33 protein-coding genes and 1 pseudogene are annotated in these 22,229 nt (G+C 31.7%); all 34 read right to left on the bottom strand.

Annotation, left to right across the window (positions count from 1 at the left end):
- Positions 1-117: 117 nt before the first annotated feature.
- Positions 118-381, bottom strand: a pseudogene (locus tag C7U55_RS06620) (antirestriction protein ArdA); the annotation flags it as partial.
- Positions 300-596 carry a conjugal transfer protein gene (locus C7U55_RS06615; protein ID WP_106987885.1) on the bottom strand — a complete coding sequence of 99 codons (297 nt, stop codon included), beginning with the start codon at positions 594-596 and terminating at the stop codon, positions 300-302. The gene C7U55_RS06615 and the pseudogene C7U55_RS06620, both read right to left, overlap by 82 nt.
- Positions 597-662: 66 nt before the next feature.
- The gene (locus C7U55_RS06610; protein ID WP_106987884.1) at positions 663-1,205 is read right to left on the bottom strand and encodes a DUF6037 family protein; all 543 of its coding nucleotides are present in this window, start codon (positions 1,203-1,205) and stop codon (positions 663-665) included.
- A gap of 63 nt (positions 1,206-1,268) precedes the next feature.
- Positions 1,269-1,490, bottom strand: coding sequence for a hypothetical protein (locus C7U55_RS06605; RefSeq protein WP_106987883.1), 222 nt, complete (start codon positions 1,488-1,490; stop codon positions 1,269-1,271).
- A gap of 268 nt (positions 1,491-1,758) precedes the next feature.
- On the bottom strand, positions 1,759-2,064 hold the full coding sequence (locus tag C7U55_RS06595; protein WP_106987882.1) for an AzlD domain-containing protein: 306 nt from the start codon (positions 2,062-2,064) through the stop codon (positions 1,759-1,761).
- The gene (locus C7U55_RS06590) at positions 2,057-2,752 is read right to left on the bottom strand and encodes an AzlC family ABC transporter permease (protein ID WP_106987881.1); all 696 of its coding nucleotides are present in this window, start codon (positions 2,750-2,752) and stop codon (positions 2,057-2,059) included. The genes C7U55_RS06595 and C7U55_RS06590 overlap by 8 nt, the downstream gene beginning before the upstream one ends.
- 56 nt (positions 2,753-2,808) lie before the next feature.
- Positions 2,809-3,456, bottom strand: a complete 648-nt coding sequence (locus C7U55_RS06585; RefSeq protein ID WP_106987880.1) for a YczE/YyaS/YitT family protein — start codon at positions 3,454-3,456, stop codon at positions 2,809-2,811.
- 328 nt (positions 3,457-3,784) lie between these two features.
- Complete coding sequence (locus tag C7U55_RS06580; RefSeq protein WP_106987879.1) at positions 3,785-4,771, bottom strand: peptidoglycan recognition protein family protein; 987 nt, start codon at positions 4,769-4,771, stop codon at positions 3,785-3,787.
- A gap of 2 nt (positions 4,772-4,773) precedes the next feature.
- On the bottom strand, positions 4,774-5,040 hold the full coding sequence (locus C7U55_RS06575) for a DUF6275 family protein (protein WP_106987878.1): 267 nt from the start codon (positions 5,038-5,040) through the stop codon (positions 4,774-4,776).
- 32 nt (positions 5,041-5,072) lie between these two features.
- A complete protein-coding gene (locus C7U55_RS06570) occupies positions 5,073-5,381 on the bottom strand; it encodes a hypothetical protein (protein WP_106987877.1) in 309 nt (102 codons plus the stop codon).
- A 10-nt stretch (positions 5,382-5,391) separates the two neighbouring features.
- A complete protein-coding gene (locus tag C7U55_RS06565) occupies positions 5,392-5,655 on the bottom strand; it encodes a phage holin family protein (protein WP_106987876.1) in 264 nt (87 codons plus the stop codon).
- A 17-nt stretch (positions 5,656-5,672) separates the two neighbouring features.
- A complete protein-coding gene (locus tag C7U55_RS06560) occupies positions 5,673-6,041 on the bottom strand; it encodes a hypothetical protein (protein ID WP_146139614.1) in 369 nt (122 codons plus the stop codon).
- A gap of 41 nt (positions 6,042-6,082) precedes the next feature.
- A complete protein-coding gene (locus C7U55_RS06555; protein WP_106987874.1) occupies positions 6,083-6,889 on the bottom strand; it encodes a hypothetical protein in 807 nt (268 codons plus the stop codon).
- A gap of 137 nt (positions 6,890-7,026) precedes the next feature.
- On the bottom strand, positions 7,027-7,476 hold the full coding sequence (locus C7U55_RS06550) for a hypothetical protein (protein ID WP_106987873.1): 450 nt from the start codon (positions 7,474-7,476) through the stop codon (positions 7,027-7,029).
- The gene (locus C7U55_RS06545) at positions 7,477-7,827 is read right to left on the bottom strand and encodes a hypothetical protein (RefSeq protein WP_106987872.1); all 351 of its coding nucleotides are present in this window, start codon (positions 7,825-7,827) and stop codon (positions 7,477-7,479) included.
- Positions 7,811-8,107: a hypothetical protein gene (locus tag C7U55_RS06540; RefSeq protein WP_106987871.1), complete on the bottom strand. Its 297-nt coding sequence runs from the start codon at positions 8,105-8,107 to the stop codon at positions 7,811-7,813. The genes C7U55_RS06545 and C7U55_RS06540 overlap by 17 nt, the downstream gene beginning before the upstream one ends.
- 20 nt (positions 8,108-8,127) lie before the next feature.
- A complete protein-coding gene (locus C7U55_RS06535; RefSeq protein ID WP_106987870.1) occupies positions 8,128-10,440 on the bottom strand; it encodes a hypothetical protein in 2,313 nt (770 codons plus the stop codon).
- Between the two features lie 8 nt (positions 10,441-10,448).
- The gene (locus C7U55_RS06530; RefSeq protein WP_106987869.1) at positions 10,449-10,826 is read right to left on the bottom strand and encodes a hypothetical protein; all 378 of its coding nucleotides are present in this window, start codon (positions 10,824-10,826) and stop codon (positions 10,449-10,451) included.
- 11 nt (positions 10,827-10,837) lie between these two features.
- On the bottom strand, positions 10,838-13,642 hold the full coding sequence (locus C7U55_RS06525) for a hypothetical protein (RefSeq protein ID WP_106987868.1): 2,805 nt from the start codon (positions 13,640-13,642) through the stop codon (positions 10,838-10,840).
- A gap of 23 nt (positions 13,643-13,665) precedes the next feature.
- Positions 13,666-14,214, bottom strand: coding sequence for a Gp15 family bacteriophage protein (locus tag C7U55_RS06520; RefSeq protein WP_239985178.1), 549 nt, complete (start codon positions 14,212-14,214; stop codon positions 13,666-13,668).
- Complete coding sequence (locus tag C7U55_RS06515) at positions 14,211-14,669, bottom strand: DUF6673 family protein (RefSeq protein WP_106987867.1); 459 nt, start codon at positions 14,667-14,669, stop codon at positions 14,211-14,213. Before C7U55_RS06515 ends, C7U55_RS06520 begins: the two co-directional genes overlap by 4 nt.
- Before the next feature lie 104 nt (positions 14,670-14,773).
- Positions 14,774-15,277 carry a phage tail tube protein gene (locus tag C7U55_RS06510; protein WP_106987866.1) on the bottom strand — a complete coding sequence of 168 codons (504 nt, stop codon included), beginning with the start codon at positions 15,275-15,277 and terminating at the stop codon, positions 14,774-14,776.
- A 1-nt stretch (position 15,278) separates the two neighbouring features.
- A complete protein-coding gene (locus C7U55_RS06505) occupies positions 15,279-15,713 on the bottom strand; it encodes a chloramphenicol resistance protein (RefSeq protein WP_106987865.1) in 435 nt (144 codons plus the stop codon).
- Entirely contained in the window at positions 15,710-16,147 is a 438-nt protein-coding gene (locus C7U55_RS06500) for a minor capsid protein (protein ID WP_106987864.1), read from the bottom strand. The genes C7U55_RS06505 and C7U55_RS06500 overlap by 4 nt, the downstream gene beginning before the upstream one ends.
- Positions 16,144-16,524 carry a DUF6751 family protein gene (locus C7U55_RS06495; protein ID WP_106987863.1) on the bottom strand — a complete coding sequence of 127 codons (381 nt, stop codon included), beginning with the start codon at positions 16,522-16,524 and terminating at the stop codon, positions 16,144-16,146. Before C7U55_RS06495 ends, C7U55_RS06500 begins: the two co-directional genes overlap by 4 nt.
- Entirely contained in the window at positions 16,517-16,933 is a 417-nt protein-coding gene (locus C7U55_RS06490) for a head-tail connector protein (protein ID WP_106987862.1), read from the bottom strand. The genes C7U55_RS06495 and C7U55_RS06490 overlap by 8 nt, the downstream gene beginning before the upstream one ends.
- Positions 16,934-16,950: 17 nt before the next feature.
- On the bottom strand, positions 16,951-18,048 hold the full coding sequence (locus tag C7U55_RS06485; RefSeq protein ID WP_106987861.1) for a major capsid protein: 1,098 nt from the start codon (positions 18,046-18,048) through the stop codon (positions 16,951-16,953).
- A gap of 13 nt (positions 18,049-18,061) precedes the next feature.
- Positions 18,062-18,601, bottom strand: coding sequence for a phage scaffolding protein (locus C7U55_RS06480; RefSeq protein WP_106987860.1), 540 nt, complete (start codon positions 18,599-18,601; stop codon positions 18,062-18,064).
- Between the two features lie 89 nt (positions 18,602-18,690).
- On the bottom strand, positions 18,691-18,909 hold the full coding sequence (locus tag C7U55_RS06475) for a hypothetical protein (RefSeq protein WP_106987859.1): 219 nt from the start codon (positions 18,907-18,909) through the stop codon (positions 18,691-18,693).
- Between the two features lie 16 nt (positions 18,910-18,925).
- Positions 18,926-19,111 carry a hypothetical protein gene (locus tag C7U55_RS06470; protein WP_106987858.1) on the bottom strand — a complete coding sequence of 62 codons (186 nt, stop codon included), beginning with the start codon at positions 19,109-19,111 and terminating at the stop codon, positions 18,926-18,928.
- An 89-nt stretch (positions 19,112-19,200) separates the two neighbouring features.
- Positions 19,201-19,425 (bottom strand): hypothetical protein, encoded by a 225-nt coding sequence (locus tag C7U55_RS06465; RefSeq protein WP_146139613.1) that lies wholly within the window; start codon positions 19,423-19,425, stop codon positions 19,201-19,203.
- A gap of 20 nt (positions 19,426-19,445) precedes the next feature.
- The gene (locus C7U55_RS06460; protein WP_106987856.1) at positions 19,446-19,724 is read right to left on the bottom strand and encodes a hypothetical protein; all 279 of its coding nucleotides are present in this window, start codon (positions 19,722-19,724) and stop codon (positions 19,446-19,448) included.
- Positions 19,724-20,833 (bottom strand): phage minor capsid protein, encoded by a 1,110-nt coding sequence (locus tag C7U55_RS06455; RefSeq protein ID WP_106987855.1) that lies wholly within the window; start codon positions 20,831-20,833, stop codon positions 19,724-19,726. The genes C7U55_RS06460 and C7U55_RS06455 overlap by 1 nt, the downstream gene beginning before the upstream one ends.
- Before the next feature lie 4 nt (positions 20,834-20,837).
- Complete coding sequence (locus tag C7U55_RS06450; RefSeq protein WP_106987854.1) at positions 20,838-22,229, bottom strand: phage portal protein; 1,392 nt, start codon at positions 22,227-22,229, stop codon at positions 20,838-20,840.

The following is a 22,229-nucleotide window of genomic DNA, read 5'->3' as shown; positions in this document are numbered from 1 at the left end:
TCTTGATCAATCAATCCATAGAGATGTCCTTTTTGCTTTCTTTTTCATAATATTCTAATGGATAAATAATTTCATAATCCTCTTTTTTCCATTGTTGTATTCTTTTTTGTTCGAACCAAGTGCTGTATATTCCTCCTGCATATCGCTCGAAAGCTGGAGGTACATAAAATCTAATTCGTTGAGCTTGTACACTCTTGTATGTTCGTGGACTTCATCAGCAAAGGGCAGTACCTTTTCGATAATGTGGTACTCTTGACTTTCTGCACCGATACCTAACTTTTCTTCAAACTCTGCAACATCTATCGGCAGGTCGAACCAATATGATGTTGTTTCTTCGTCAGTTGTTCCTCTCGTTTCCACCAGCACCCTTGTTTCTTGCATTGTTCTTCACGTCCTTTCTGTTGTTTCATCACATCCTTTATGGTCTGGTACGACATACCAAACACATACTTTGAAAAATCTTCTAACTGTTTTTCTTCATAATCAGCAGGGTTCAATCGTTTCATTTCCTGCCACACCTTACGCTTGTAAGAGGGCAGGTCAGATATGTATTCACAGCCGACTTTTGCCTGCATATCTTTAAAAATATCGTTCATGTAATCACTCCAATCTGAAATTTTGGTAAGAGAAAAGCAGTCAATCCTAAGACCAACTGCTTTTCTCTATTTTTCTTTATCAGTATAAAACACACTAATATTTTTATCCTTTATTTCTTCATAAATATCTGGATATAATAATCTTGTTTTTTCCTTGTTTTCTTTTGTAGCGTGTTTTCCTAATTCTGGATATTTATCCCAATTACGCAATTCACGAATATAAATTTTTTCATTTTCTTCACAATGATATACATGACTAATTGTTGCTTTAGACAATTTCTTATTCTGAATAGTATGAGGTATCTTTTTGTTAAATTCTTCAAAAAATTGGTTTGTGGAAAACTTACTCTTTCCATTTTTTAATTCCAACATATCTTTTAAGATTTTTAATTTCTCGCCTAAATAAGTATTTAGTTGATAACCAGCCAAAACATCTAAAATTAGATATTGTCCACTGTTCTTCTTTATAAAAATTAATTTGAAAGGAATACAGTTTACATCAAACAAAATGTTAAATTGTATACCATTATGAGAATAATCAAATACATCATAAGTCGTTTTATGTTTTAAAATATCTATATGTAAATCACGTAAATCTAATCTCATCATAAAAAACGCCTCCACTCTTTTTTCTTAATTATATCAAGTAGCTTACAGCGTTTCAATATGCCCCTATGCTCCAATAATCTTATTGAACAGCTCTAACAGTACATCTTTCACACCACCAGCATTGAATACCAATCCGACAGCAATTAAAGCAACTACCAAGAAAACGATAAGTTTGGAAAACTCACGCTTGAAACCTGAGTAGATACCGATAACCACAATCGCCATAAGCACTAAGCTCTGTGCGTTTGATAAAAACCATTGATATAAATTTTGTCCGAAATTCATTTAATTGTCCTCACTTTCTTTTAATTGTTTCATTTCACAGTCAGCTTCTTTGCCGACATTCAAAATACACATCAAGGTTATTTGACGCCAATTTTGACCCCAAATTTCTGAAAAATGACGATTTTTGATGAACAGCTACAAATTTTCAAAATCCGTGAATCCCTTGTAAATAGGGCGTTACGGGACTATATGAAACTAGACAAAACCAACGTCACAATAACAAGATGCGAGTGCTAAAAACATAAAAAATAAAATGTGATACATTGTATCACAAAATAAGTTCAATCATTACTACAACAAAACATCCAATACAAGCGACTTGAATGAGACTTAATTCTTTATAAGACGCATAAATAATAATGATTGTCGCAACGATTCCAGAAAGCAAATGACCTGTTGAATAAAAAATATCTGGGAAGGTCATCGCTGCAAGAACCGTATAAGGAATATAATCCAAAAAGGATTGAATGGTTGGGTTCGTAATTTTTTTATTAATAAAGACAAGTGGTATCGCACGAATAGCATAAGTAATAAACGACATGATTGCTAAATAAATATAAAACTGTTTATCCATGTGCTTCCCCCTTATTAAATAACACAGCGCCTATAAAAGCACTTGTAAGAGCTGAAATCGTCATCGCAAAACCACTTGATAATTGATTGATGATGGGTAAGTAGTAAAAACCTGAACGGATAATAATTGCAAGAGCTACTACTTTTATTATATTTTTATCTTTTTTCATTCCTGGAATAATAATTGCGATAAACATTGCGTATAAAGCAATTGATAAAGCATTACTAATGACCGTAGGTACAATAGAGCCAAGCATTGCCCCTAAGGTTGTTCCAAGCATCCATCCTGCCGTAGAAATCGAAGCAAGCCCAAAGAAGTAAGTACGACTCACATTTTCTTCAAGCATCGATAAGGCAAAGATTTCATCGGTAATAAAAAAGCTTAAGAGCCATTTATAAATTCCTTTAAACTTTTCATCTACTTTTTGGGAAAGTGAAAGTGACATAAACGCATAACGAATATTCACGGTCAATTCCACAATAGCCATTTCTAAATACGTTCCTTGTCCGGCAATAATTCCTAGTGAAGCAAATTGCCCTGCTGAAGTAAGATTCAATAGCGAGATCAAAACTGCTTGTATCACACTAAATCCCATTGATACAGCAATCGCTCCAAAAGAAAAGGACACAGATAAATAGCCTAAAGCAATTGGTATTCCATTTTTCATTCCTCTTTTTATTTCTTTCATAACGTGTCCATTATACAAAAAAATACTAGATAACTCTACAATTACCGAGGAATATTTTAGGCAAATTTTTCAACAATTGGTTTTGATACCAATTTATTCCATGTACTAATTAATGGACCTGTCCCAAACATCAATATAATTGTCGCAATTCCTAATGGCCCACCTGTAATAAACCCAATTAAAACACAAACAACATCTGTCATAATACGACATACTGAATAAGATGGTGACATCACATCTGCCATATAAATAGATAAAGCATCATAACATCCTGTTCCCAGATCTGAGGTGATATATAAAGAACATCCAAGTGTAACAAATAAAATACCAATCGCTAAAACCACGAATTTCATTGGTAATGAAAATGGTATAACATCTGGTGAAGAAACATTAAATAATTGACAATAAACATTATTAAAGAATTGTACAAAGAACCCGAGTAAAAACATATTAATAATGGCACCAATATTTAAATATTTTAAATTACTTCTACTTAATAAAATTAAAACTAAAAATAAGACCGCATTAATACTTCCTTGAAAAACACCTAAAGGTATATTTAATAAACCACTGATCCCTGTTGTCATTGAGGTAAATGGGTCAATTCCCATTTGTGATATACGGCATGTTGAAACACCTATAGCGATAATAATGTTTCCAATTAAAGAAATAATTGCTAGTTTGATTGAAAACTTAAATTTCATACTTTCACCCTTTCAAAAGTATTATACTTATTTTTTAATCTTTGAATTTTATTTTCAAAATATGAAAATTTAACCACGATATTATGCAGTATTTGAGCGATTTGTTACTAATTTGTTACTAATTAAGTACAATTTTTTAATGAAATTTATTGAAAAAATAAGATTTTCTATACTTATTATATATAAAAGTATAGCAAAAAAATCGCCTATCCAAATCTATGGAATGGATAGGCTTTTTTGCGTAATATTCAATTGTTGTAACGTCGAATTATTTACTAAAATAAATTAGTTATAATACATATACAAATGCATTATACACTATTTTCAGTTAACATCCAATTAATTTTAAAATTGTATTTCTTCCTGCAATACCATCAACGGTTAAACCTCTGTCTTCTTGGAATTGTTTTACAGCTTTTTCAAGTCCATCTCCAAATTTACCAGGGCACTCAACTCCGTTTGGATCATATCCTCTACACATCAATGCAATTTCAACAGCAGTAACTAAATATTGTTTTTCTCCATTTTTAACATAATGTTTTCCTAACGCTTCTTTTGATTTAGTACCAAAAGCACCATCTACAGCTAATGATTCTTTGTAATCTAAATTAATCGCATGTTGGAAACAACGAGCAATGTTTGCCAATGTTTTTGTTCCGCAAATACCATCAGTTGAAATTGTATGACCTGTAAAATTAATAGAATGTTGTTGTCCTCTTGAAACAATTGAATCTTTATTTGGATTGACTGCAGGAGTAGGAACAGTAGTTGCTGTTGAAGTCCCTAGATTTCCAACTGTTGAATTAACGATATTGTTTTTGAAGTTTTGCCAAAGTGCATCTTCTAACAATCCATTAGTATTAGGACATAATTTACCATTAACATCAAAGTGTCGATAAACACGATCAATAGTAATATTGTATTTACTCATAAGTGCTCTTGCTAATGCATAGGTATTTGCTAATGTTTCATCACAAATATGAACTGTGCCATCCTTATGATTGTCGCACATTTCAATTGAAATTGAGTTTGTATTTGTGATTACTTTATACATTGGATGATGATTTGATTGACACTTACCGCCAACAGCATAAGCAACATAATCATCTGGAACTGATTGAGTTACTGAATTATCATCTACAAAATAATGACTGGATGCTTTAACTACGTTGTTAGCAAAGTATTTTCCATTTGCTTCGTCACTATCTCCATCATTGCTTGTATAATGAATAATTAAATATTTGATTTTTGATAAATCTCTTTGTGCTCCATAATTCGCACGATTTGCTAAATTTTGTTTTAATTCATATGACATTTTTATTCTCCTCCTAATTTAATACATTTATTTTCAATTTTCTTATAAGCATCTAAATAAAGTTCTTTCTTATCTCCGTTGTACGTACATTCGTAGTACATTCCATCTGGAAGAGATGTTGATGCTAAAGCTTTACTATTTTGCAATGCTTTGCAACTCCAAACAGCATAGACATCAAAATCAACTTTGCCATCCGTTTTATCAAGATGTTCTTCTGTGTATTCTCTAACTGTTTTTTTACATAAATCTAAAAATTCATCTGAACCCATTTATTTTATCCTCCTTGTAATATAAAAGAGAGCTATTCGCTCTCTTCATTCTTATTAAAATGTAACTGATCTATTTCTTCTTTCATGTGAGTTACCATTCCATTACCGCCTAAATCATGATAAGCATTATACATCTCATTAAAATTCTCATATGCATAGCTTGGGATATTTCCTCTTTTGGTATATTTGGAATGATATTCAATTAATTGTACTCTTAAAAGAAGCATAGTCCCACGTGAATTTGCATCACGTGATTTCTTTTGATTTTGTAATAACCATACGATATAACCTAATATAATAGGTAAAGCAATAGTATATGTTTGCATCAAAATTTCTTGCATACACACACCTCTAATTTTCTTTATTTTCAATCAAACGTGTAAAAGCTTGATGAAGTCCTGTTGATGCTAAACCACAAATAGCACCACCCACGATACTTTCTACAGTAACATTATTCATAACGATGCAGTTTAAAATTGCACCTTCAATAAATACGATCGTTGGAATGTATTTGTTATCTACATCCTTAATCCATTTTTTTACAACATATCCTGTTGCAAGACATCCAGCCATAACGACTGGAACAAAATAACTAGTAATAAAACTTAGATCCATTTTCTTTCATCCCTTCTTTATATAATTTTGCTTTTATCTAATAAACTGCTATTCATATCAACTTCTCCGCTAATTAGTTTCCAACCGCTCCAAGTTTGATTAAAAACATTTCTCCACTTTGTGTATGGGAACGGATAAACCATGTCTATATCAACAATTGCGTGACCTTGTGATATGACATATTGTCTTTTTAAAGCTACAACAACCCCGCTTTTTACAAAAAAATTGTCTATTGTAGAAACATCAGGTGTTCTAATAGCTTCAATTTTACCGTTTGTTTCCCCAGTATCTTTATTTATTTGCAGAGCATTCGTTGTAAGTGGAGCAAACTGATGCAGTCCTAAAACATCTTTAAAATTTTTATTTAAAAAATGATAATATTTCATATGCATTGTTTAAATGTATATGGTGTCATTTAATTTATTAATTATAACAGTTCACAACTGGCTATGAAATCAACTATTAACGGATATCTAATGTAATCATTAGAAGATGCTAACGAAACACCTAGATCCGCTATACTTATTTTGCCGATATATTTATTAGTTACTCGTAAATTTACTTTATCAGCGCTTAAAAAACCAACATTAGGTACTTCGATGGATGTAAATGTAATTGCTGGTACATCAACCATTTCTATTGGAAAATTTGTAACTCCTTGATAGTAATACTTGGTTCCACCAACAGAGCCATACATAACTCCGCAAAATGTTCCTTTGTATAACCATCTTTGACATCTTAATAATGCAATTGAATAATCTTCTTTTTGATGTTTATATACGACTTCACCCTCAAACAAATCAACATAATTAATTGTTTGAGTACCATTTGGTGTAATTAATATACGTTCAACATTATTAAAAGTTAGATACATAATTGTTTGACTTGTATCAGTATCATAAGTTCCACCAGTAATTGATTTTGTATGAATAACATTATCAATACTACATACAACAGTATATTTCACACCTGATTTTAATTTATTAAACATTTGACTTATAGGAGCATTTGTTTCAATTCCGTTTTCTGTAACCTTCATAAATGTATTCGACTTTGAAAACGACCACATATCTACACCATAAACTCTTTTCGTTCCATCACATGTATAACTACTTTGACCTCGTTGATTTACTTGGAAATCCCCATTAATTAATAAATTATGAGCTGTTACTCCTTTTAGATTTAAGAAATGATATTTTTTCATAACCGCTAGATAGTTATTGTAATAGATCATTGCTAACTATCTAGTTTGACACCACCCTTCTCAATTGAAGGACTACATTTGTCCTCCAATCTTTTGAAGATTGTAAGTGGTACTTTTTCGTACCCCCCCCGCAAGATTTTTGCGGACGTGGGTGCTATTTAGATTGATCATAATATTTCGTCCTCACTTTCTTCGTTCGTACTTTGATGTTTATCTAGATAATCAATATACGCTTCATAGTCTCCGCAGATTGTTTCTCCACCGTTTTCTTCTAAAACAAACAAACAAGCATCTAAATTGATAGTTCCTTGCACAATCCCGTTGATAAATACTGAACTTTGCGCAGGTAATTCGATACCTTCACCGAAAGAACCATTGATTTGCTCAAAATAGATTTTTCCATCTTCGATTTTGTAATGTCCTGTTCTGTTGATTGCATCATCAAGTTTTACTTGTAACCGCTCGGTTTCTTCAACATTCCTTTCAATTGCTTCTGCACTATTATTGAATGTCTTTTTGATTTCATTCATATCTTTTGCAGTTACTTTGTATCTATCATCTTGCCCTTGCTTTTGATAATCTATTTTATCCTCATAAGTAATTCTTCCAATTGCCATTTAATCATCACCTTCTTTAATAATTGGTTCTAAAGCAACAAGCTCTTGAACAGTTGGAGAATATTCTTCTAATTGTTCGATTGTGAAATAAGAACATTCAATATCAATGTCTAAATCCATTAGTTTTAAGTAATCTTTATTGAATGGAGATAAACTCTTTTGACCGTTCTCGTCCTCTTTTCCTTGTTCTTCAACCAATTTGTTGATTTGATTAGATAGAAGCTCATTTGCATCATTGAATTTTCTTGCCAGTTTAGCAATAGCCCATCTTTTAGAAATATCGCCTTGATGATTACCTAAACTAAAAAGAGCCGAATTAATAGCTCCTAAATCTTTATTCTTCACTTTCATTTTTTTCTACATCCTCCGTAGTATTTGTTGAGTCCTCAACTGTATCTTTTGAAATAACCGATTGATCTTCAATTTTTCTCATTTCCGCTTTGAATTCATCTTCTTTAGCACGACATTCTTGAAGATTAGCATAATACTTATCTTTATTTTGGATGTACAAAGCAGTTCCACCATTCATATGCCCGTCCTCATCAAACGACTGTGAAAGTGTTTCTACAATCTCATTATCAATCATAATCGTTCCTGTATATTGAGATGTGTGTTTAATTGTTAGTTTCATAATAATAGTTCCTTTCCTTTTTATCCTGATTGACATTCAACATAAAATCTTCCAAATAAGGTTGTGAAATAAATTCTATGATCCATTACTGTTCCAAATTCTATTTTAGAAACATTGTTAGCAAGTGGTATTGTCCACAATTTTCCACTCGAATTACCTTCTTGATAAGTAATAGGAGAAAACATACTATCTAAGATTGATTTTTTAGTTCCTATAGTTAAGATACCTCCTTGATATCCAAAAATGTTTGATGTAGCTTTAGCATTCAGTACTAAACCATTAGAATCAATAGATAACGTGCAGCCATCACTAGATGTAATTGAAAAAGTTGAACCTGTAATTACCGAAGCTGTAATACTTCCGCTGAAGCTTCCATTAACAGCTTTTAAATTGTTAATGATGAGATTTCCATTTGCATCAGCATAAAATACCTTTGTACCACTATTATTTACAATATCTAACCCCCCACCTGAAATATGAACACCACTTTTATCTAATACAAACTTAGTAGTATAGAGTTGGCCATTTGCACCAATCTGTTCATTAACAGCAAGCAAGATATTTGTTGGCTGCAACTTGATTTCAGCACTTTGGATTCTTGTGGTAACTTCTGACACATTACCTTTAATAGTTGTTATCTCTTTTTCTTGACTAACTGCTTTTAAACTTAAATCATTAACTGTCTGATTGATTTGAGTGTAATTTTCTTCAATCGTTGTGATGTTGTCACGTACATATCCTAAATCAAAATCAAAACCTGTAGGTCTCGTTCCAAATTCTACCTTTGGATTTGCGACAACTGCCCTTTCAGCATTTAGATCAATAATCATTTTAAGATTAGATACTGATGAAATTTCTTTATCATCTAATTTAAAATGTGCCCAAATTCTTTCTTCATGATCAGCGGTTGATGTTTGAAGTAAATACTGTAAGTCGAATTGGCCAAGATACCAATAAACTGAATATGTTTTCTTGGTTTCATCAGCATACCCCACATCAAATTCAACACCTATTCTATTAGAAAGTTGGCCGACAATTGCATTTTCAACTTTTATATAGCACGAAATACATATATCTTTACCTTTTAGTTCTGCTTTGTTTATTCCTAAAAGAATATTGGAATAGACTTTTCTTTGTAATTCATTAGCATTCTTTTCTAATGTATATCTGCAGTTATCAAAGATATTTCCACTACCTGTTTCAAATTTGTAAATAGATTGTGTTGTTTCTTCTACATAAGATTTGATTTCTCCAAGCTCTTTATTTACCTGAAGTCTTGTATTTAAATCTTTTCTTTCATCTTTCGTAGCTGAAGCATAATCAGTTTGAGAAACAGTTGGCAAATCCAAATACATCTTCTCGGTGATTCCAGAATTAATAGTGATTGTACTATTAAAAGCAATCGTTTGATAAACATCACCTTTTAAATCTTTAAGATTAAATAGATCTCCTGGTTCAAATACACAACATCCAAATCCCTCTAAATCGTATATTTTGTATTTTAAGCCGTTTAAAGCATTAAAGGTGTTATCTATATAATCATTTCTATTTAACGCATCTAGAATTAAATTATCACTGAATTTGATATCACATAAACCATTTTCAACAACACTGCTTTCATCATTTCTATAAATGTTATCTGATTCAGCTGAGCGTGAAAATACAAGTGAATTTATCGGCCCATATTGTTCTTTTAAAGTCAATGTTTTTAAAACTACTTCATCAATAGTAATTCCTGTATTTTTATATTCTCTAAACACAAGCTTATTTTTACTGATCAATACATTTAAACCAGTTACTTGTGCCAACATATCAAATACATCTCTATAAGTCAAAGCACTGTTTAAAAAGACATTGCTTTCAATAACCTTATCTGAATTGTTAAATTCTTCCTGTTCAAATGGAATTTCTAACAAATCGCAAATATTTCTAACAAATTCATATACAGTACAAGGAAATGCAAAGGCGTTTGGATCATAATCCACATGAGCTTTATACATGTTGTCATAAGCTGTAAATTTGGTTGATTCAGTATCAACAACAAATTCCCTATCCGTAATAATAAAATCACCAAAATTTATTTGTTCAATATCCGTACCTTGTAAGGATACACCAAGCTTCACATTTACAGTTTCGTCAAGTGAAACATCACCTTCTATTTCAATATTAAGTTGCTGCATTGTTGATTTACACAAATCAGTTTTAAACGTCTTGGTAACCGAAACAACTTCATTATTTGAATAAGTCTTTCCTGCATGATCTTCAACAACAACATTTAACTGTCTTCCATAGGTGTTTAAATATTCTCTAAACAATTCATTATGTTCTAGCATTCAATCACCTACCTTTTCTTAAGTGGAATAAGATTCCATTCAAATGAACTGTACGCCATTCTTTTTTTACTTTTCAAACTGGCTTTTAAATTATTTGAATAGCACTGTGCTGTTCTAGTTCCTTTGATTTCAGCGTCATACCATTCAACAGTTATAAAAGCTTTATTTGCTTTAGATAAAAACCACGACATGTCATCTTCTGTCGTGGCTCCTATTTTCAAACATATTTTAGGAAATATTCCAACCAGTGTAGCTTTCATATCTCCTGCAAGATTTCTTCCGCTATCACTCCCCCATAGCTTATCGTATTCAACATCATAATTAATGATTTTAGGTACTTTTTGTCCGTCAATTCTCAATAAATCTCCACTGTATGTTACTTTCATTTCAGCACCTCCTATCCATTAGTTTGAAGTTGCCATTGCTTATATTTTTTAATAAACCATCTAAAGAAACGTTCTCCATCAATATAAAGATTGATTTCTTTTTCACCGTCATCATCACGTTGAGAGTTGATAAAGTCGGCTAGATCTTGCATCCATTGTGTGTTGTTTTGTAATGGCAATACTGCTTCTTTTCCTGCTTCACCTGCCTGGAACATTGTAGGATTGTTAACAATACCACCTTTTGCAAGCTTAGGAATTGATGGAACTGTTATTGTGCCAATCCAACTGAAAGGCTTAAATCCTAAGATATTAGTTGACTTGATTGTTTTTAAAGCACTGTTGATGCCATCAAATGGAATTTTAATAACACGGTTAATACCTTTGATAAGCGCATTGATTACCGCTTTTAAGCCATTTAGAATCCCATCTTTGATACCATTAAAAATAGCACCACCACTACTAAATACATTCTTTACGGCTTGCCATGCATCAGCAAATGTTCCTCTAAACCAATCACTTACACTTCCAAATGCTCCCTTGATATTGTTCCAAGCCCCAGCAAAGAATCTTGTTACTGCATCTGATGAGAAAATACCTTTGATAGCATTCCATGCACCCGTAAATTTTTCAGAGAACCATGAACCAATCGAGCTGAACGCATTATTGATATCGTTTCTTCTATCAGTAAACCATTTTCCAATGCTTGAGAATGCATCTTTGACACCTTTTACAGCACTATCAAATTTATCTTTAAACCAAGTACCTGCACTATCAAAAGCATTACAAATATCGTTGTATCTTTCTTTGAACCAATCTCCAATTTTACCAAAGACATCATAAATTGCTTGCCTTGCTTCCATGAATTTATTATTGATCCATGTGTTGATATCAGCGATACCATCCTGGATAGATTTGACAACACCTTCAATCCATTTTAAGAAATCATTATAATTGAATGATTTAGTAATTGCATTCCAAATTGAATCTAAAACTGCTTGGATAAAGCCAACAACAAAGTCAATGATTCCTAATGTTGCCGAACCAATAATACCTGCAATATTTACAACAACTGAAACCCAATCGGTATTTAAAATCACATCAATTAGTTGGCCAACTATTTGTGAAACATATTCTCCCAATGATTTTCCTAATGAATTCCAATCTATACTGGAAATCCATTCAAAAATACTTGATGTAATATTAGGGAGTTGAGCAATAAGTTCCGTTAATCCACCAACAACTAGATCAACAAAACCTTTTAATAAAAGAGCTGCAGCTTCAGCTAATGCTGAAATCATTCCAACCCAGTCTATTGACAATATGAAATCAACAAGTGTCTTTCCTATATTTTGCCAATCAACCGCACTTAAAAATCCACTGATAGAATTAAAAATGCCGATAAATCCTTTACTGATTGTTTCGGCCAACATATTCCAATCTATTGTTTTAAAGCATGAATCAAATGCTGTCCCTAATGCCTCGCCAAAACCTCTAAAATTGAATGTGCTGACAAAACCATAAGCAAAATTTAAAACAGTATTCAATCCCTCACCGATTGTACTTCCTAAAAGTTTCCAATCGATTCCATCAATAGCACCATTTAAAAATAATGCAATGTTTCTACCGATATCTTGAGCGGTGGATTTGATTTTATCCCAATCTATTTGTCTTAAAGCATCGTTTAAAGACTCACCAAGATATTTTCCTAACTCATAAGCTCCTTTGTTAAAAGCATCTTTTAAACCATCAATCCAAGAAGTATCTACAGATGTTGGTGTGAACAGTCCTGTACCACTTCCTGAACTATCTTTCGATTTATCTTCCAACTTACTCATTTCATCAAAATCAGCAAGCTGAGCATTTGCTTCTTTTGTTGCTTTTGCAACTCCTTTTGTGGCTTTTGTTTGTTTCTTTAAAGCACTTGCATTAGCCTTGGCCACAAAATCAATTCCTGTAAGTGCCTTTATTAAAGCATTGATGTAACTTAAAGCAGTTACTACACCACTGATAACCATATCAACTATAGGACCTATCATTGCACCTAACGTATTCCAAATCGCACTTATTTGGTTAGATGCACTTTGATTGGACTCTAAATACTGGTCCGCTGCTTTCCTAACCAAACTATAGGCGGCTCGAATACCTAAAATAGCAAGTCCCATACGTTTTATGTTTTTAATACTGTTTGTTGTAGATTTTCCTATACCTTTAAAGAAATTACCTGCAACACTTCCTGCTTTACCAAAACCTGCAGTAAAAACATCTTTTATTTTAGATCCAATACCTTTTAAACCTGAAAAAACTCTAGACATTCTAGAGGTACTTTTAGTCGCTGAGTCCACTTTATTTTTTAAACGGTCCATTCTAGACTCTAATGCTTCAACATTTGAGTTGGCCTGATTCATTTTTTCATTCTGTGCATACCAGGATTCTTCTAGTTTTGCGGACTGTTCAATAAGCTTATTGTAATCTTTATCATTTGATAATAAGCTATCTGCCCTGTTTTGCATTTTTTCAGGTGTATCATTGGAAAAACCTATATTTGCATTTTTTAGAGCAGTACTTTCTTTTTCTTTCAATTGAGCATTTACTTGTTCAATTTGTTTTTCATATTCAGAGGCTTTTTCTTTTGCTTTTTGATAAGCGTTGACTTGTCTTTGAATTGCCTTTTCACAACCCTTGACACTATCAATGCTTTCAAAAGCATCTTTCATGTGCCTAGAACACGCATCAACAACTTTCTCTAAATCTTTTAGATCTTTTTCAGCATGAGAATTGTCAATACGTGTATCAATACGAATTTTTCCATCCGCCATTGGTTTCACCTCCTTCAGTTGGACTATTTAAATAAAAATTCAAATTCATCCAACGCTTCTTGTTCTTCAGGAGTCAATTCTTCTTTTAAGGCAACATTTTGTTGAAGCTTAATTATTTTTTTTCGAGTCTTTTGGTCTTTAACCTCACTCAAATCATAATTTCTTAATTCTCTTACTTTGCTCATAACACTGTCTTCAGTTAAGCCTTGAATTAGATCAATAAACTGATACCAGTGCATTTCTTCATCATTAAGATTAATTTTGTAATCACTCATAAAACTAGCAATCAAACATGGCCAGTCCTGTTTGAAATCCATGTCTTTCTTTCTTGACTGATGTTCTTCTTGAGATTTACCACAACCAAGATATTGTTCAGCAATCCTTACAAAATCTTTCATATCTTTATCTTCAGGAATAAAACCAAACAATTTATAGACAATTGCATAGGTTCTTTCTAAATCGCTAATAGATGAATCATTAATGATTTCAAAGCATTTTAAAGCAACCCTAAAACTAGTATTTATTGGATATTTTTTACCGTTGACTTTTGCATATTTAGGATATTTCATCATGATAAAACATCTTCATCTTCATCATCTTTGTATTTCTCTTCTACAGCTTTTTTGTAATGTTCAGCATCCAATTTCATAATTGCAAAATAAGGCTCCAACTGTTCCATTAAGTCTTGGAACATACCTAAATAATTTGCATCACCAAAAATCTTTTTACATGCACCTTCTCCTAAAAATTCATCAAAAACACCCCTTAAATCTTTACAGGCTTTAACTTCGGCTTCTAATAATTTTCTAGTATTTTGAGAAAGAATGCCTTTTGTTTCCTTATCTTCTTTTTTCTTAATAATTTGTTCTTCAGCTTTCAAATTTTGTTGAACAGCATCTAAGCGCATCATTGCATTATCAAATTTAAGTGGAAGTGTAGGATCATCAACATTGAAAGAAATAGTATCTCCATCATCATTTACTTCAATAATATATTGGTGTTTATTTTGAACTCTAATTTTATTCATAAATTTCCTCCTGAAATAAAAAAAAGAAAGCCCCTATTTCATGACTTTCTTAGATTTAGTTGTATCTTGCCCTTCAGCATCTAAACTTTGTGTTGAAGGGTTTTCTACTTTTTTGTAAAAGTAACTACTTTATCAGCAATAGTTGCTGTTCCTTTTTGTGATTCCCCACAGAATCCAACATCATAGGAAATGGTATTTGCACTACCAGCATCCCCACCAAACTCATTGATTGAGATAGCTACATCTTGAAGTTCAGCTTTATATTTTCCAGTTTCTTCTTTATCATAGATATAAACCATTAACATTTGAGTTTTAGCATCTTCTCCCGTTGCACGGCTTTGTCTTAAACCATCAACAAAATCAAATACTGCATCACCTTTATAAGCAGTTTGTTCACCACTCATTGTTGGTGCATAAGAATCTACTTCTTTATTTCCACTATCTTCATCAATGAATTGTTCATCATTGACAGTTGGATTGTAAGAAACTGAAGCACTTGTGATACCTTTACCCATTCTTGCCCAAGTTGGTGAATCACCACTTGGTGTAGTATTCAAGAAAGTAGCAAACTGACTTCTTTTTACTCTTTTTACTGTTGTTTCAGCCATTTTAATTCTCCTTTGCATATAATAATTTGAGTTGTATTTGATAGATTGCTCTATCCATTTTTTCAGGCACATAATATAAATAGCCCGATGTTGTAACAGCAATAGACAGTGGTTCTAATCCATCTTTCAATTGAGGATAGATTTCATTTAGATCATTATCTTCTATCCACTCCTGAAAGTTTTCAAAAAACTCACTACTATCAATGTTTGTTTGTGAATCTTCACTATAATCAAAAACACATGCCAAAACAAAATTGAATTCTCTTTCGCTCGATCCATCAAGAAACTTTTTGGTTAACGAACCATTTTGATTAGGGACTTCTTCTATTGAACAGTTATCTGTATTTTCAGGAAGAAAGTTGACATTTACTTTTTGAAGATCCTCTAAATAAGGACACTTTAAAATATAATTTCTTACACTTTCAATAATTGTCATTTGTTTAATTTCCTTTCTAGATTTGAAATTACTTGATTTTGATTATCTGCCCATGCTCTCATTGTCCATTTAGGACCTCTCATTGGTGCTCCACGATAATTCATATCTTTATTGGTTAATTCTTTAGGGACTCCTGGTCTTGACCAAAAACCATAATTAGGATTGAAAAAGGCTCCTTTTTTAGTTACGGGGTCAACCATTAATTTCCCATACCAATGATAACAAGCATATGGAGAAATATAATCGTAATAAGTACCATCCATTGCTACTGCTATTTGATTTTTTAAAGGTTCGTTGTCAAAAGGAACATAAGGGTCACTAATCCTAATAATTTCATTTGTGAGGTACTTTTGAATAGTGCCTCCAGGTAACAATCCTCTTTCCTTTAAAATCTCATCAACGCTCTTAAAATCAACTTTATAAGTAGTAATCATGATGCATACACCTCAATGTGATTTAAACCTTTTGAATAATCAATAACTTCAACTGAATTAACTGTATAGATATCATCCATATCTTTTAGGTCCTTTAAAGATTCAATATCTTTTTCTACAATATCAACAACGATAACATCTCTATTTTGTATAGTATAACCTTCTTTTGTCTCTTGAAATTTTTTAGGACTTGTATATTCATCTGAAAAAGGTATAGAAACAAATAACGAGTCATTAACAATAACTTTTGAATCATCCTTTTGAATAGTGTGTGTTTTTTCAACATGAACACCCTTCAATACTTTTCTTACGTATTTATCACTTCTCGTCTTTGGATCATATACCTTATTGAAAATTGTAATATTAGCATTAAACATACGATAACCCACTATATAAAAGCCCTGTCATGAACAAATTTTTATGAATAAGCTCTTTAATCTTTTTGGAGCGTTCTTTTTCAACATCCGCTTTACTTCTTAAAGATGCTTTTTGATAAGAGATAGAGTGTTTTCCAACAGTTTCGCTGGAAACAACTCCTTCTACCGTCTTATCTTCATATTCTTTTATCTTGGCAAGTTCTTGATCATAATTAAAAAGCAAGTCAATAAGCTTACATTCACACATCTTTACACGTTCGATTTTGTTTTCATCTTTTAAAAATGAAATACGCATCCTTGTGTAATAATCAATCTCATCTCTTGCTTTCATTTCATATTTAGGATAATCATCTTCACTTACGAGTTCTCCTAAATATTTTGCACTATAAAACTCGTAATCAGCATACATTTAGATCACTCCTACGCTTATTGAACTTTGATGTTTTTAAATACACCAGCTTTTAATGTATTTTTTAATACTACAGCACTGACCATTTCAACATCACCTTTTTTGATAACTCCTGGTTGTTTTAAATCAGGTAAAGCAGTTGAAATGACATTGTTTCCAGTTGGTGATACACCATGGAACCCATCTTTTGCAATTTGTACAGCATAGATAGAAGTATATCCATCTTCATCAATAGGAACACATGCTTTAGTTGTTTCACCGTCAAAATATTCTTCTAAATCAACGATTGGAATTCCATCCCACATATCAACAGAACGACCAAATGCATCTTCTTGACGTGAGAAGTAACCAGCTCTACGAGCAACACCTTTCATCTTAGTTGCCATTTTAGAGTTAACTAAGAACATATGAGGTTTCCCTTGCATTGTTGCAATGAAATCATTCATCATATCTAAGAATTCATTATAGTTATCATCCATTGCTTTTGAAGTAGATAAATCAACATAAGATACTTCATAATATGTTGCAATATTAGTTTTGTTTGGTTCATCAACTTTTTCATATACATATGGTGATTCTTTTGTGCCTTCACCTGTTCTTGTAAAGTACTTTTTACCTGCAACAACATCTTTATCTACAGTTTTTGAATAAGTATCATCAAATTCAGTAGTAGATCCTTTTAATAATTTTGCTAAACCGTCAAATTCATCTTCATTTGTTGTTGAATTACCATTGATAACTGTGTAATGGAATAAGTTAATAGCAGCTTTGATTTTTTCTTGCATTTGGAAATCTAATTCATCAACAGCTCCTGAAGTATTGATGATGACTCTATCCAATGCAAATTCCCCACCAAAGATTTTTAAATCCGCTGAGGCTTTTTCTCTAGTTGCTTCATTTGCTGTGTATTCTTCATTTAATTTACGAAATTTAGCAGTAGCTGGTTTCAATAATTTAACATATCCATAAGTTAATGTAGATCCTGCTGTTCCTGGAGAAACCGCATTATCAAAAATTAATCTATCTAATAATAATGAGCCTCTTCTAAATTCATCAATGACCGCTTGGTCTACTTTATCGGCCATACCGACTTTTGCTTGTTCTAATGTAATCATTAGTTAATCCTCCTTATTTATTGTAATTTTCATTTAATGCTTCACTTAAAGATAAAGTTCCAGTTGTTTCTTTAATTCCTCCGTGAGCACCACCTGTTGTTTGGTTTTTAAATAAATAACCATGATCTTTTTTTATTGTTTCTAATTGTTCATCAAATCCAGTTAAAGCACCATTTTCATCCAATTTGATTTCTTTCATATTTAAATGAGCTTTTAAAGCAATACTATCAACTGTATGAGATCCATAAATTGCTTTATCCAATGCACCATTTAGTTTCATACCATTGATTTCATCGGTATGTTTTGTAACTAAATCAGCTTTTTCAGTTTCTAGTGTTTGCTTTTCTTTTTCTAGATTTGTAATTTTTGTTTGCAAATCATCAACATTGACGTCTTTATATTGATTTAATTGCGTTTCTAAATTGGTTTTATCATTTTGTAAACCTGTAATCTTTGTTTGCCAGCTAGTAACATCTGTTTGATGAAGGTTCATGATTGAATCAATTTGTTCCTTTGTTAAACCTTCAATTTTTTCTAAATCTTGTCTTTTCATTTCATATCCTCCTACGCTTTATTAACGTGAGTTGCTCTCACTTGGGCGAACGCCTTTTAACGCCTTGCTCGTGGCAAAATAAAAAACAATCACTTTAGATTGCCATATTTCTTCTTATTTCGTTCTAATGATTTGTTTTTTGATTTTGGTGGTGGTACATAACAATCGTACTTTTCATATCTTATTCTTCCACAAATCATACACATATATTGAATTTTCTTAACTAAACAACTTCTCTTGTTATCAAAATATTGTTCAATACGATATTCAAATTCTTGGTGATGATGTGGTCTTAACCCTTCTGCCATAAGATACCTCCTCTCCTTAAAGTTCCTTTTTAAGCTTCTTAAAAAGGCTCATAATTCTAAAATTAGCTACACCATAAAATACTAAACTTAATAAACCAATTGATACTTGAATCAATAATGGACTTAATACAATCCACCACGACCAAGTTATAAAGCCTAATATTTTTGCTATAACAAAAATAATTAATAACGCATTTAACATTGTCATTCTCCTTTCTTTAAAATTGAGCAAAAGAAAAGCAAGTCATTTAAACTTGCTCATCATATTTATTACAATACTCTTACTTTTTATTAATTTCTTGCAGTAACACCATTTACATTCAACTTTTTACCATGTCTTATTTCCATTGATTTTACAGTAACTTCATCAGTATTTAGATTACTGTTAGTATGTTTTTCTAACCATTCCAACATCTCATTAACTTGGTTATCTGTTTTAAGGTCAGCATTCACACCTACAATAAAATCATTTTCATAAGATGGAACATCACATATTTGCTTTAACAGAGAATTCATTTTTTTTCTATTTTCCTTCATCATTCATCATCCTCATCTATTTTCACTTTATCAACAATTCTATAATTATTATATCCGTGATTTTCAAAGGTGTAAACATAATCTCCTATTGCTTTGCGGAGTACTTTTTTATTATCGTACTCCTTTTTGTAATAAGTATTAATTTCACTAATGACAGTCGCATACTCTTTCTTTTCTAAATAAACAGTAGGCATTTTACCATCATCATAATGTTCTGATAAAGCACTATGTAAGTCCTCTATAAATACTCTATGACCATCTTTTGTTATCCATCCCATCAATACACCCTCTCTCTTGAATAATCACGTTTTAGTTCTTCGTGTTCATCAATGAATTTTTGCAAATTATTTTGCCATTCTTTTACTTTCTTTTTGCAAACAGCAATATTTACATCATCTTCAAGACCTTCATAGATTGCTAACTGCTTTTTCCATTTACGAATACCTCTTTCGAAATATCTTTGTTTTTGAGTTAGATCATAAAGTTTGGGGTTATATGATGGACTTTCAGGTATAACGCTAAATCCAGGAAAGAATGCATAATGACTATGACGACAATTGACACCTGCTAAACCATCAACTTTTCCATAACCAGTAGTTGCTACAAAGTTTTTATACTTATCATCACTGCCTTCAATCAAATAAACTTTTCCTTGCCAGCTTTCATGATTTTGCCAACCAACACCTTTATTCCTTGCTCCTGCATGTTCAGTAACATAAACATGTTTAGCTTTTAATTCTTCAATAAATTTATCATTTGCTTTGTTTGCTGTTTGATTGATAGATGTAAGTGTGTCCCTTCTAACAACTGATTCAATAGACATTTGAACCGTCTTACCGTTGCTTCTTTGATAAGTGGCACATGAAATACCTTTATTGGCCATCTTCTTACAAGCCTTTTGAATAGAAGTATTGTAGTCATAATAACCACCACTTACCTCTAAATAAGCTTGATTGAGAATATCCATATAGGCTTTCTTTGTTCCTTCAACCGCCTTTGTATTAATCAATTTAAAAAGTTCTTTAGATTCAACAAATGAATTTTCAAGAACTCTTGTAATTGTAATAGTTGAAGGATCTATTGAAATTCCTTCTACATCATATATTCTTTTGTATTCTTGTAATGGTATAGCATCATAACCAGCCTTTTCTAAAACTCGTTTAACTTCTTTTTCAGTTTTATTTGAGTATTTAGCTATAATTCTAACTGCTTCTTGATTCAAGCCACCTAATTCATCAAGCTTTTTAGTGTACCACTCAAGACTTCCCGACAAACTGTCATAATTCTTAAATCTTGAGGCAATCTCCATTAAAAGTTCATATTCAATATCACTATAAATGTTAGAAATAGGTCTAATTAAATCTTCAAACTGTTTATCATCTAACATTTAATTATTCCTCTTCAGGTGGTTCTTCTTCAACTGGAGAACGTTCTTTGATTTTTTTATCAAACTCAATAGCCTGTTCTTCAGTCATTTTATAGACATCAATGTAATATTGGATATTGTCAATCAATCCTGCATTTAATTCTAAAAGAGCTTGCCTTTTGATTTCGGCAGTATCTTCAACAATACTGTCATCATAATCAATAGAAATATCTCCTTCATATTCATGATCAGTAACTGCATATAAAACTGCCTGTACTAATTCACTTAATGAGGAAGTTAGAAGCTTTTCATGATTTTTGATATTCTTATACAATTTTGAATTAGTTGAAATGACCTGTGTTTCATTTGTATAAACTTTTCCATCCTTGAATGAATATCTATCAGGACCTAATCCACATGCACTAGAAAGCAGATTAAGCTTTGTTTGTAAAGCATCTATATGTTCTGTTACTCTTAAAGTAGGATTGATTTCAGTTATTCCATTGTTACTACCATCATCATTGATTGGCAATGCATAAAACTCTGTTTGTCCTCTATCAAAAATAGGAACCTCCATGTCTTTTCCATCTTCACCTACCACAGTTCTATAGGTCAACGCTTCAGTTGGCAACATTAATCTTTTTCTTCCTAAATCAAATTCATCTTTAAATGAATCATAACAAATATCTACATCCTTATTTTCACAAATAGCATTTCCAAAACAACTGATTCCAAATGGACTGAAGATATCTATGTTATTTGTAATGTTAGGCTTATAGATTTGAAACATTTTAACCGTTTCTGTAGTTTCTTCTTCAGCTTGACCACCTTCAACTTCAACAAAACTATTTCCGCTTTTTTTGATGTATTTGTTGATAATTTTATAATGATCATCTTCTTTTATATGAATATTGACATAGTAATAATCGTTGACAACACTAGCAAATGCACATGAAATAATTTCATCATTTTCTACATGAATAGGAAAAATCATCAAAGCATTGATGTAATCGATTTTTACATCACCATCTTTTTTATAAACAACAGTAGCACCAGTACCTAACGCAAAGGTTAATTCCATCAGCTTTGCAAACTTTTGAGAAAACTTATTATCAAATAATGCTATATCTAAATCAGTTTGTTGTTCATCGTCAACAGTTATTGAAGTATTGTCATTGTAAAGCAATGATGCCCAGTCTTCTGAAACTTGTTTCGGCATTCCTAAAGTAAATCTTTCTTTTTCTACAAATTGATAACCGTTATAGATATTGTACTTTCTAAAACTGTCAACTTTATTGCGATACCAGTTATACCATTCATTAATGTGGTTATAATATTCACTGTCAATGACATCATATCCCAACTGTTTCAAATAGCCTTTGATATTCGTTACTAATGTAGCATTTTCATTAACCAT

Origin of the sequence: Faecalibacillus faecis, assembly GCF_003024675.1 — a bacterium.
GTDB classification, from domain to species: Bacteria; Bacillota_I; Bacilli_A; order Erysipelotrichales; family Coprobacillaceae; genus Faecalibacillus; species Faecalibacillus faecis.
The sequence above is the reverse complement of the archived record's forward strand: the minus strand, read 5'-3'. Positions and strand labels throughout refer to the sequence as shown.

Coding starts and splice junctions, on each gene's coding strand:
- C7U55_RS06545 (WP_106987872.1), bottom strand. CDS start 7,827: ATGAAAGTGAAGAATAAAGATTTAGGAGCTATTAATTCGGCTCTTTTT.
- C7U55_RS06455 (WP_106987855.1), bottom strand. CDS start 20,833: ATGTTAGATGATAAACAGTTTGAAGATTTAATTAGACCTATTTCTAAC.
- C7U55_RS06510 (WP_106987866.1), bottom strand. CDS start 15,277: ATGGCTGAAACAACAGTAAAAAGAGTAAAAAGAAGTCAGTTTGCTACT.
- C7U55_RS06590 (WP_106987881.1), bottom strand. CDS start 2,752: ATGAAAGAAATAAAAAGAGGAATGAAAAATGGAATACCAATTGCTTTA.
- C7U55_RS06470 (WP_106987858.1), bottom strand. CDS start 19,111: ATGTTAAATGCGTTATTAATTATTTTTGTTATAGCAAAAATATTAGGC.
- C7U55_RS06485 (WP_106987861.1), bottom strand. CDS start 18,048: ATGATTACATTAGAACAAGCAAAAGTCGGTATGGCCGATAAAGTAGAC.
- C7U55_RS06475 (WP_106987859.1), bottom strand. CDS start 18,909: ATGGCAGAAGGGTTAAGACCACATCATCACCAAGAATTTGAATATCGT.
- C7U55_RS06465 (WP_146139613.1), bottom strand. CDS start 19,425: ATGAATTCTCTGTTAAAGCAAATATGTGATGTTCCATCTTATGAAAAT.
- C7U55_RS06605 (WP_106987883.1), bottom strand. CDS start 1,490: ATGAATTTCGGACAAAATTTATATCAATGGTTTTTATCAAACGCACAG.
- C7U55_RS06480 (WP_106987860.1), bottom strand. CDS start 18,601: ATGAAAAGACAAGATTTAGAAAAAATTGAAGGTTTAACAAAGGAACAA.
- C7U55_RS06610 (WP_106987884.1), bottom strand. CDS start 1,205: ATGATGAGATTAGATTTACGTGATTTACATATAGATATTTTAAAACAT.
- C7U55_RS06555 (WP_106987874.1), bottom strand. CDS start 6,889: ATGATCTATTACAATAACTATCTAGCGGTTATGAAAAAATATCATTTC.
- C7U55_RS06500 (WP_106987864.1), bottom strand. CDS start 16,147: ATGATTACTACTTATAAAGTTGATTTTAAGAGCGTTGATGAGATTTTA.
- C7U55_RS06460 (WP_106987856.1), bottom strand. CDS start 19,724: ATGGGATGGATAACAAAAGATGGTCATAGAGTATTTATAGAGGACTTA.
- C7U55_RS06585 (WP_106987880.1), bottom strand. CDS start 3,456: ATGAAATTTAAGTTTTCAATCAAACTAGCAATTATTTCTTTAATTGGA.
- C7U55_RS06565 (WP_106987876.1), bottom strand. CDS start 5,655: ATGGATCTAAGTTTTATTACTAGTTATTTTGTTCCAGTCGTTATGGCT.
- C7U55_RS06530 (WP_106987869.1), bottom strand. CDS start 10,826: ATGAAAGTAACATACAGTGGAGATTTATTGAGAATTGACGGACAAAAA.
- C7U55_RS06615 (WP_106987885.1), bottom strand. CDS start 596: ATGAACGATATTTTTAAAGATATGCAGGCAAAAGTCGGCTGTGAATAC.
- C7U55_RS06540 (WP_106987871.1), bottom strand. CDS start 8,107: ATGAAACTAACAATTAAACACACATCTCAATATACAGGAACGATTATG.
- C7U55_RS06550 (WP_106987873.1), bottom strand. CDS start 7,476: ATGGCAATTGGAAGAATTACTTATGAGGATAAAATAGATTATCAAAAG.
- C7U55_RS06520 (WP_239985178.1), bottom strand. CDS start 14,214: ATGATGAAATATCCTAAATATGCAAAAGTCAACGGTAAAAAATATCCA.
- C7U55_RS06525 (WP_106987868.1), bottom strand. CDS start 13,642: ATGGCGGATGGAAAAATTCGTATTGATACACGTATTGACAATTCTCAT.
- C7U55_RS06570 (WP_106987877.1), bottom strand. CDS start 5,381: ATGCAAGAAATTTTGATGCAAACATATACTATTGCTTTACCTATTATA.
- C7U55_RS06490 (WP_106987862.1), bottom strand. CDS start 16,933: ATGTATGCTGATTACGAGTTTTATAGTGCAAAATATTTAGGAGAACTC.
- C7U55_RS06575 (WP_106987878.1), bottom strand. CDS start 5,040: ATGGGTTCAGATGAATTTTTAGATTTATGTAAAAAAACAGTTAGAGAA.
- C7U55_RS06560 (WP_146139614.1), bottom strand. CDS start 6,041: ATGAAATATTATCATTTTTTAAATAAAAATTTTAAAGATGTTTTAGGA.
- C7U55_RS06495 (WP_106987863.1), bottom strand. CDS start 16,524: ATGTTTAATGCTAATATTACAATTTTCAATAAGGTATATGATCCAAAG.
- C7U55_RS06505 (WP_106987865.1), bottom strand. CDS start 15,713: ATGACAATTATTGAAAGTGTAAGAAATTATATTTTAAAGTGTCCTTAT.
- C7U55_RS06450 (WP_106987854.1), bottom strand. CDS start 22,229: ATGGTTAATGAAAATGCTACATTAGTAACGAATATCAAAGGCTATTTG.
- C7U55_RS06595 (WP_106987882.1), bottom strand. CDS start 2,064: ATGGATAAACAGTTTTATATTTATTTAGCAATCATGTCGTTTATTACT.
- C7U55_RS06515 (WP_106987867.1), bottom strand. CDS start 14,669: ATGAATAAAATTAGAGTTCAAAATAAACACCAATATATTATTGAAGTA.
- C7U55_RS06580 (WP_106987879.1), bottom strand. CDS start 4,771: ATGTCATATGAATTAAAACAAAATTTAGCAAATCGTGCGAATTATGGA.
- C7U55_RS06535 (WP_106987870.1), bottom strand. CDS start 10,440: ATGCTAGAACATAATGAATTGTTTAGAGAATATTTAAACACCTATGGA.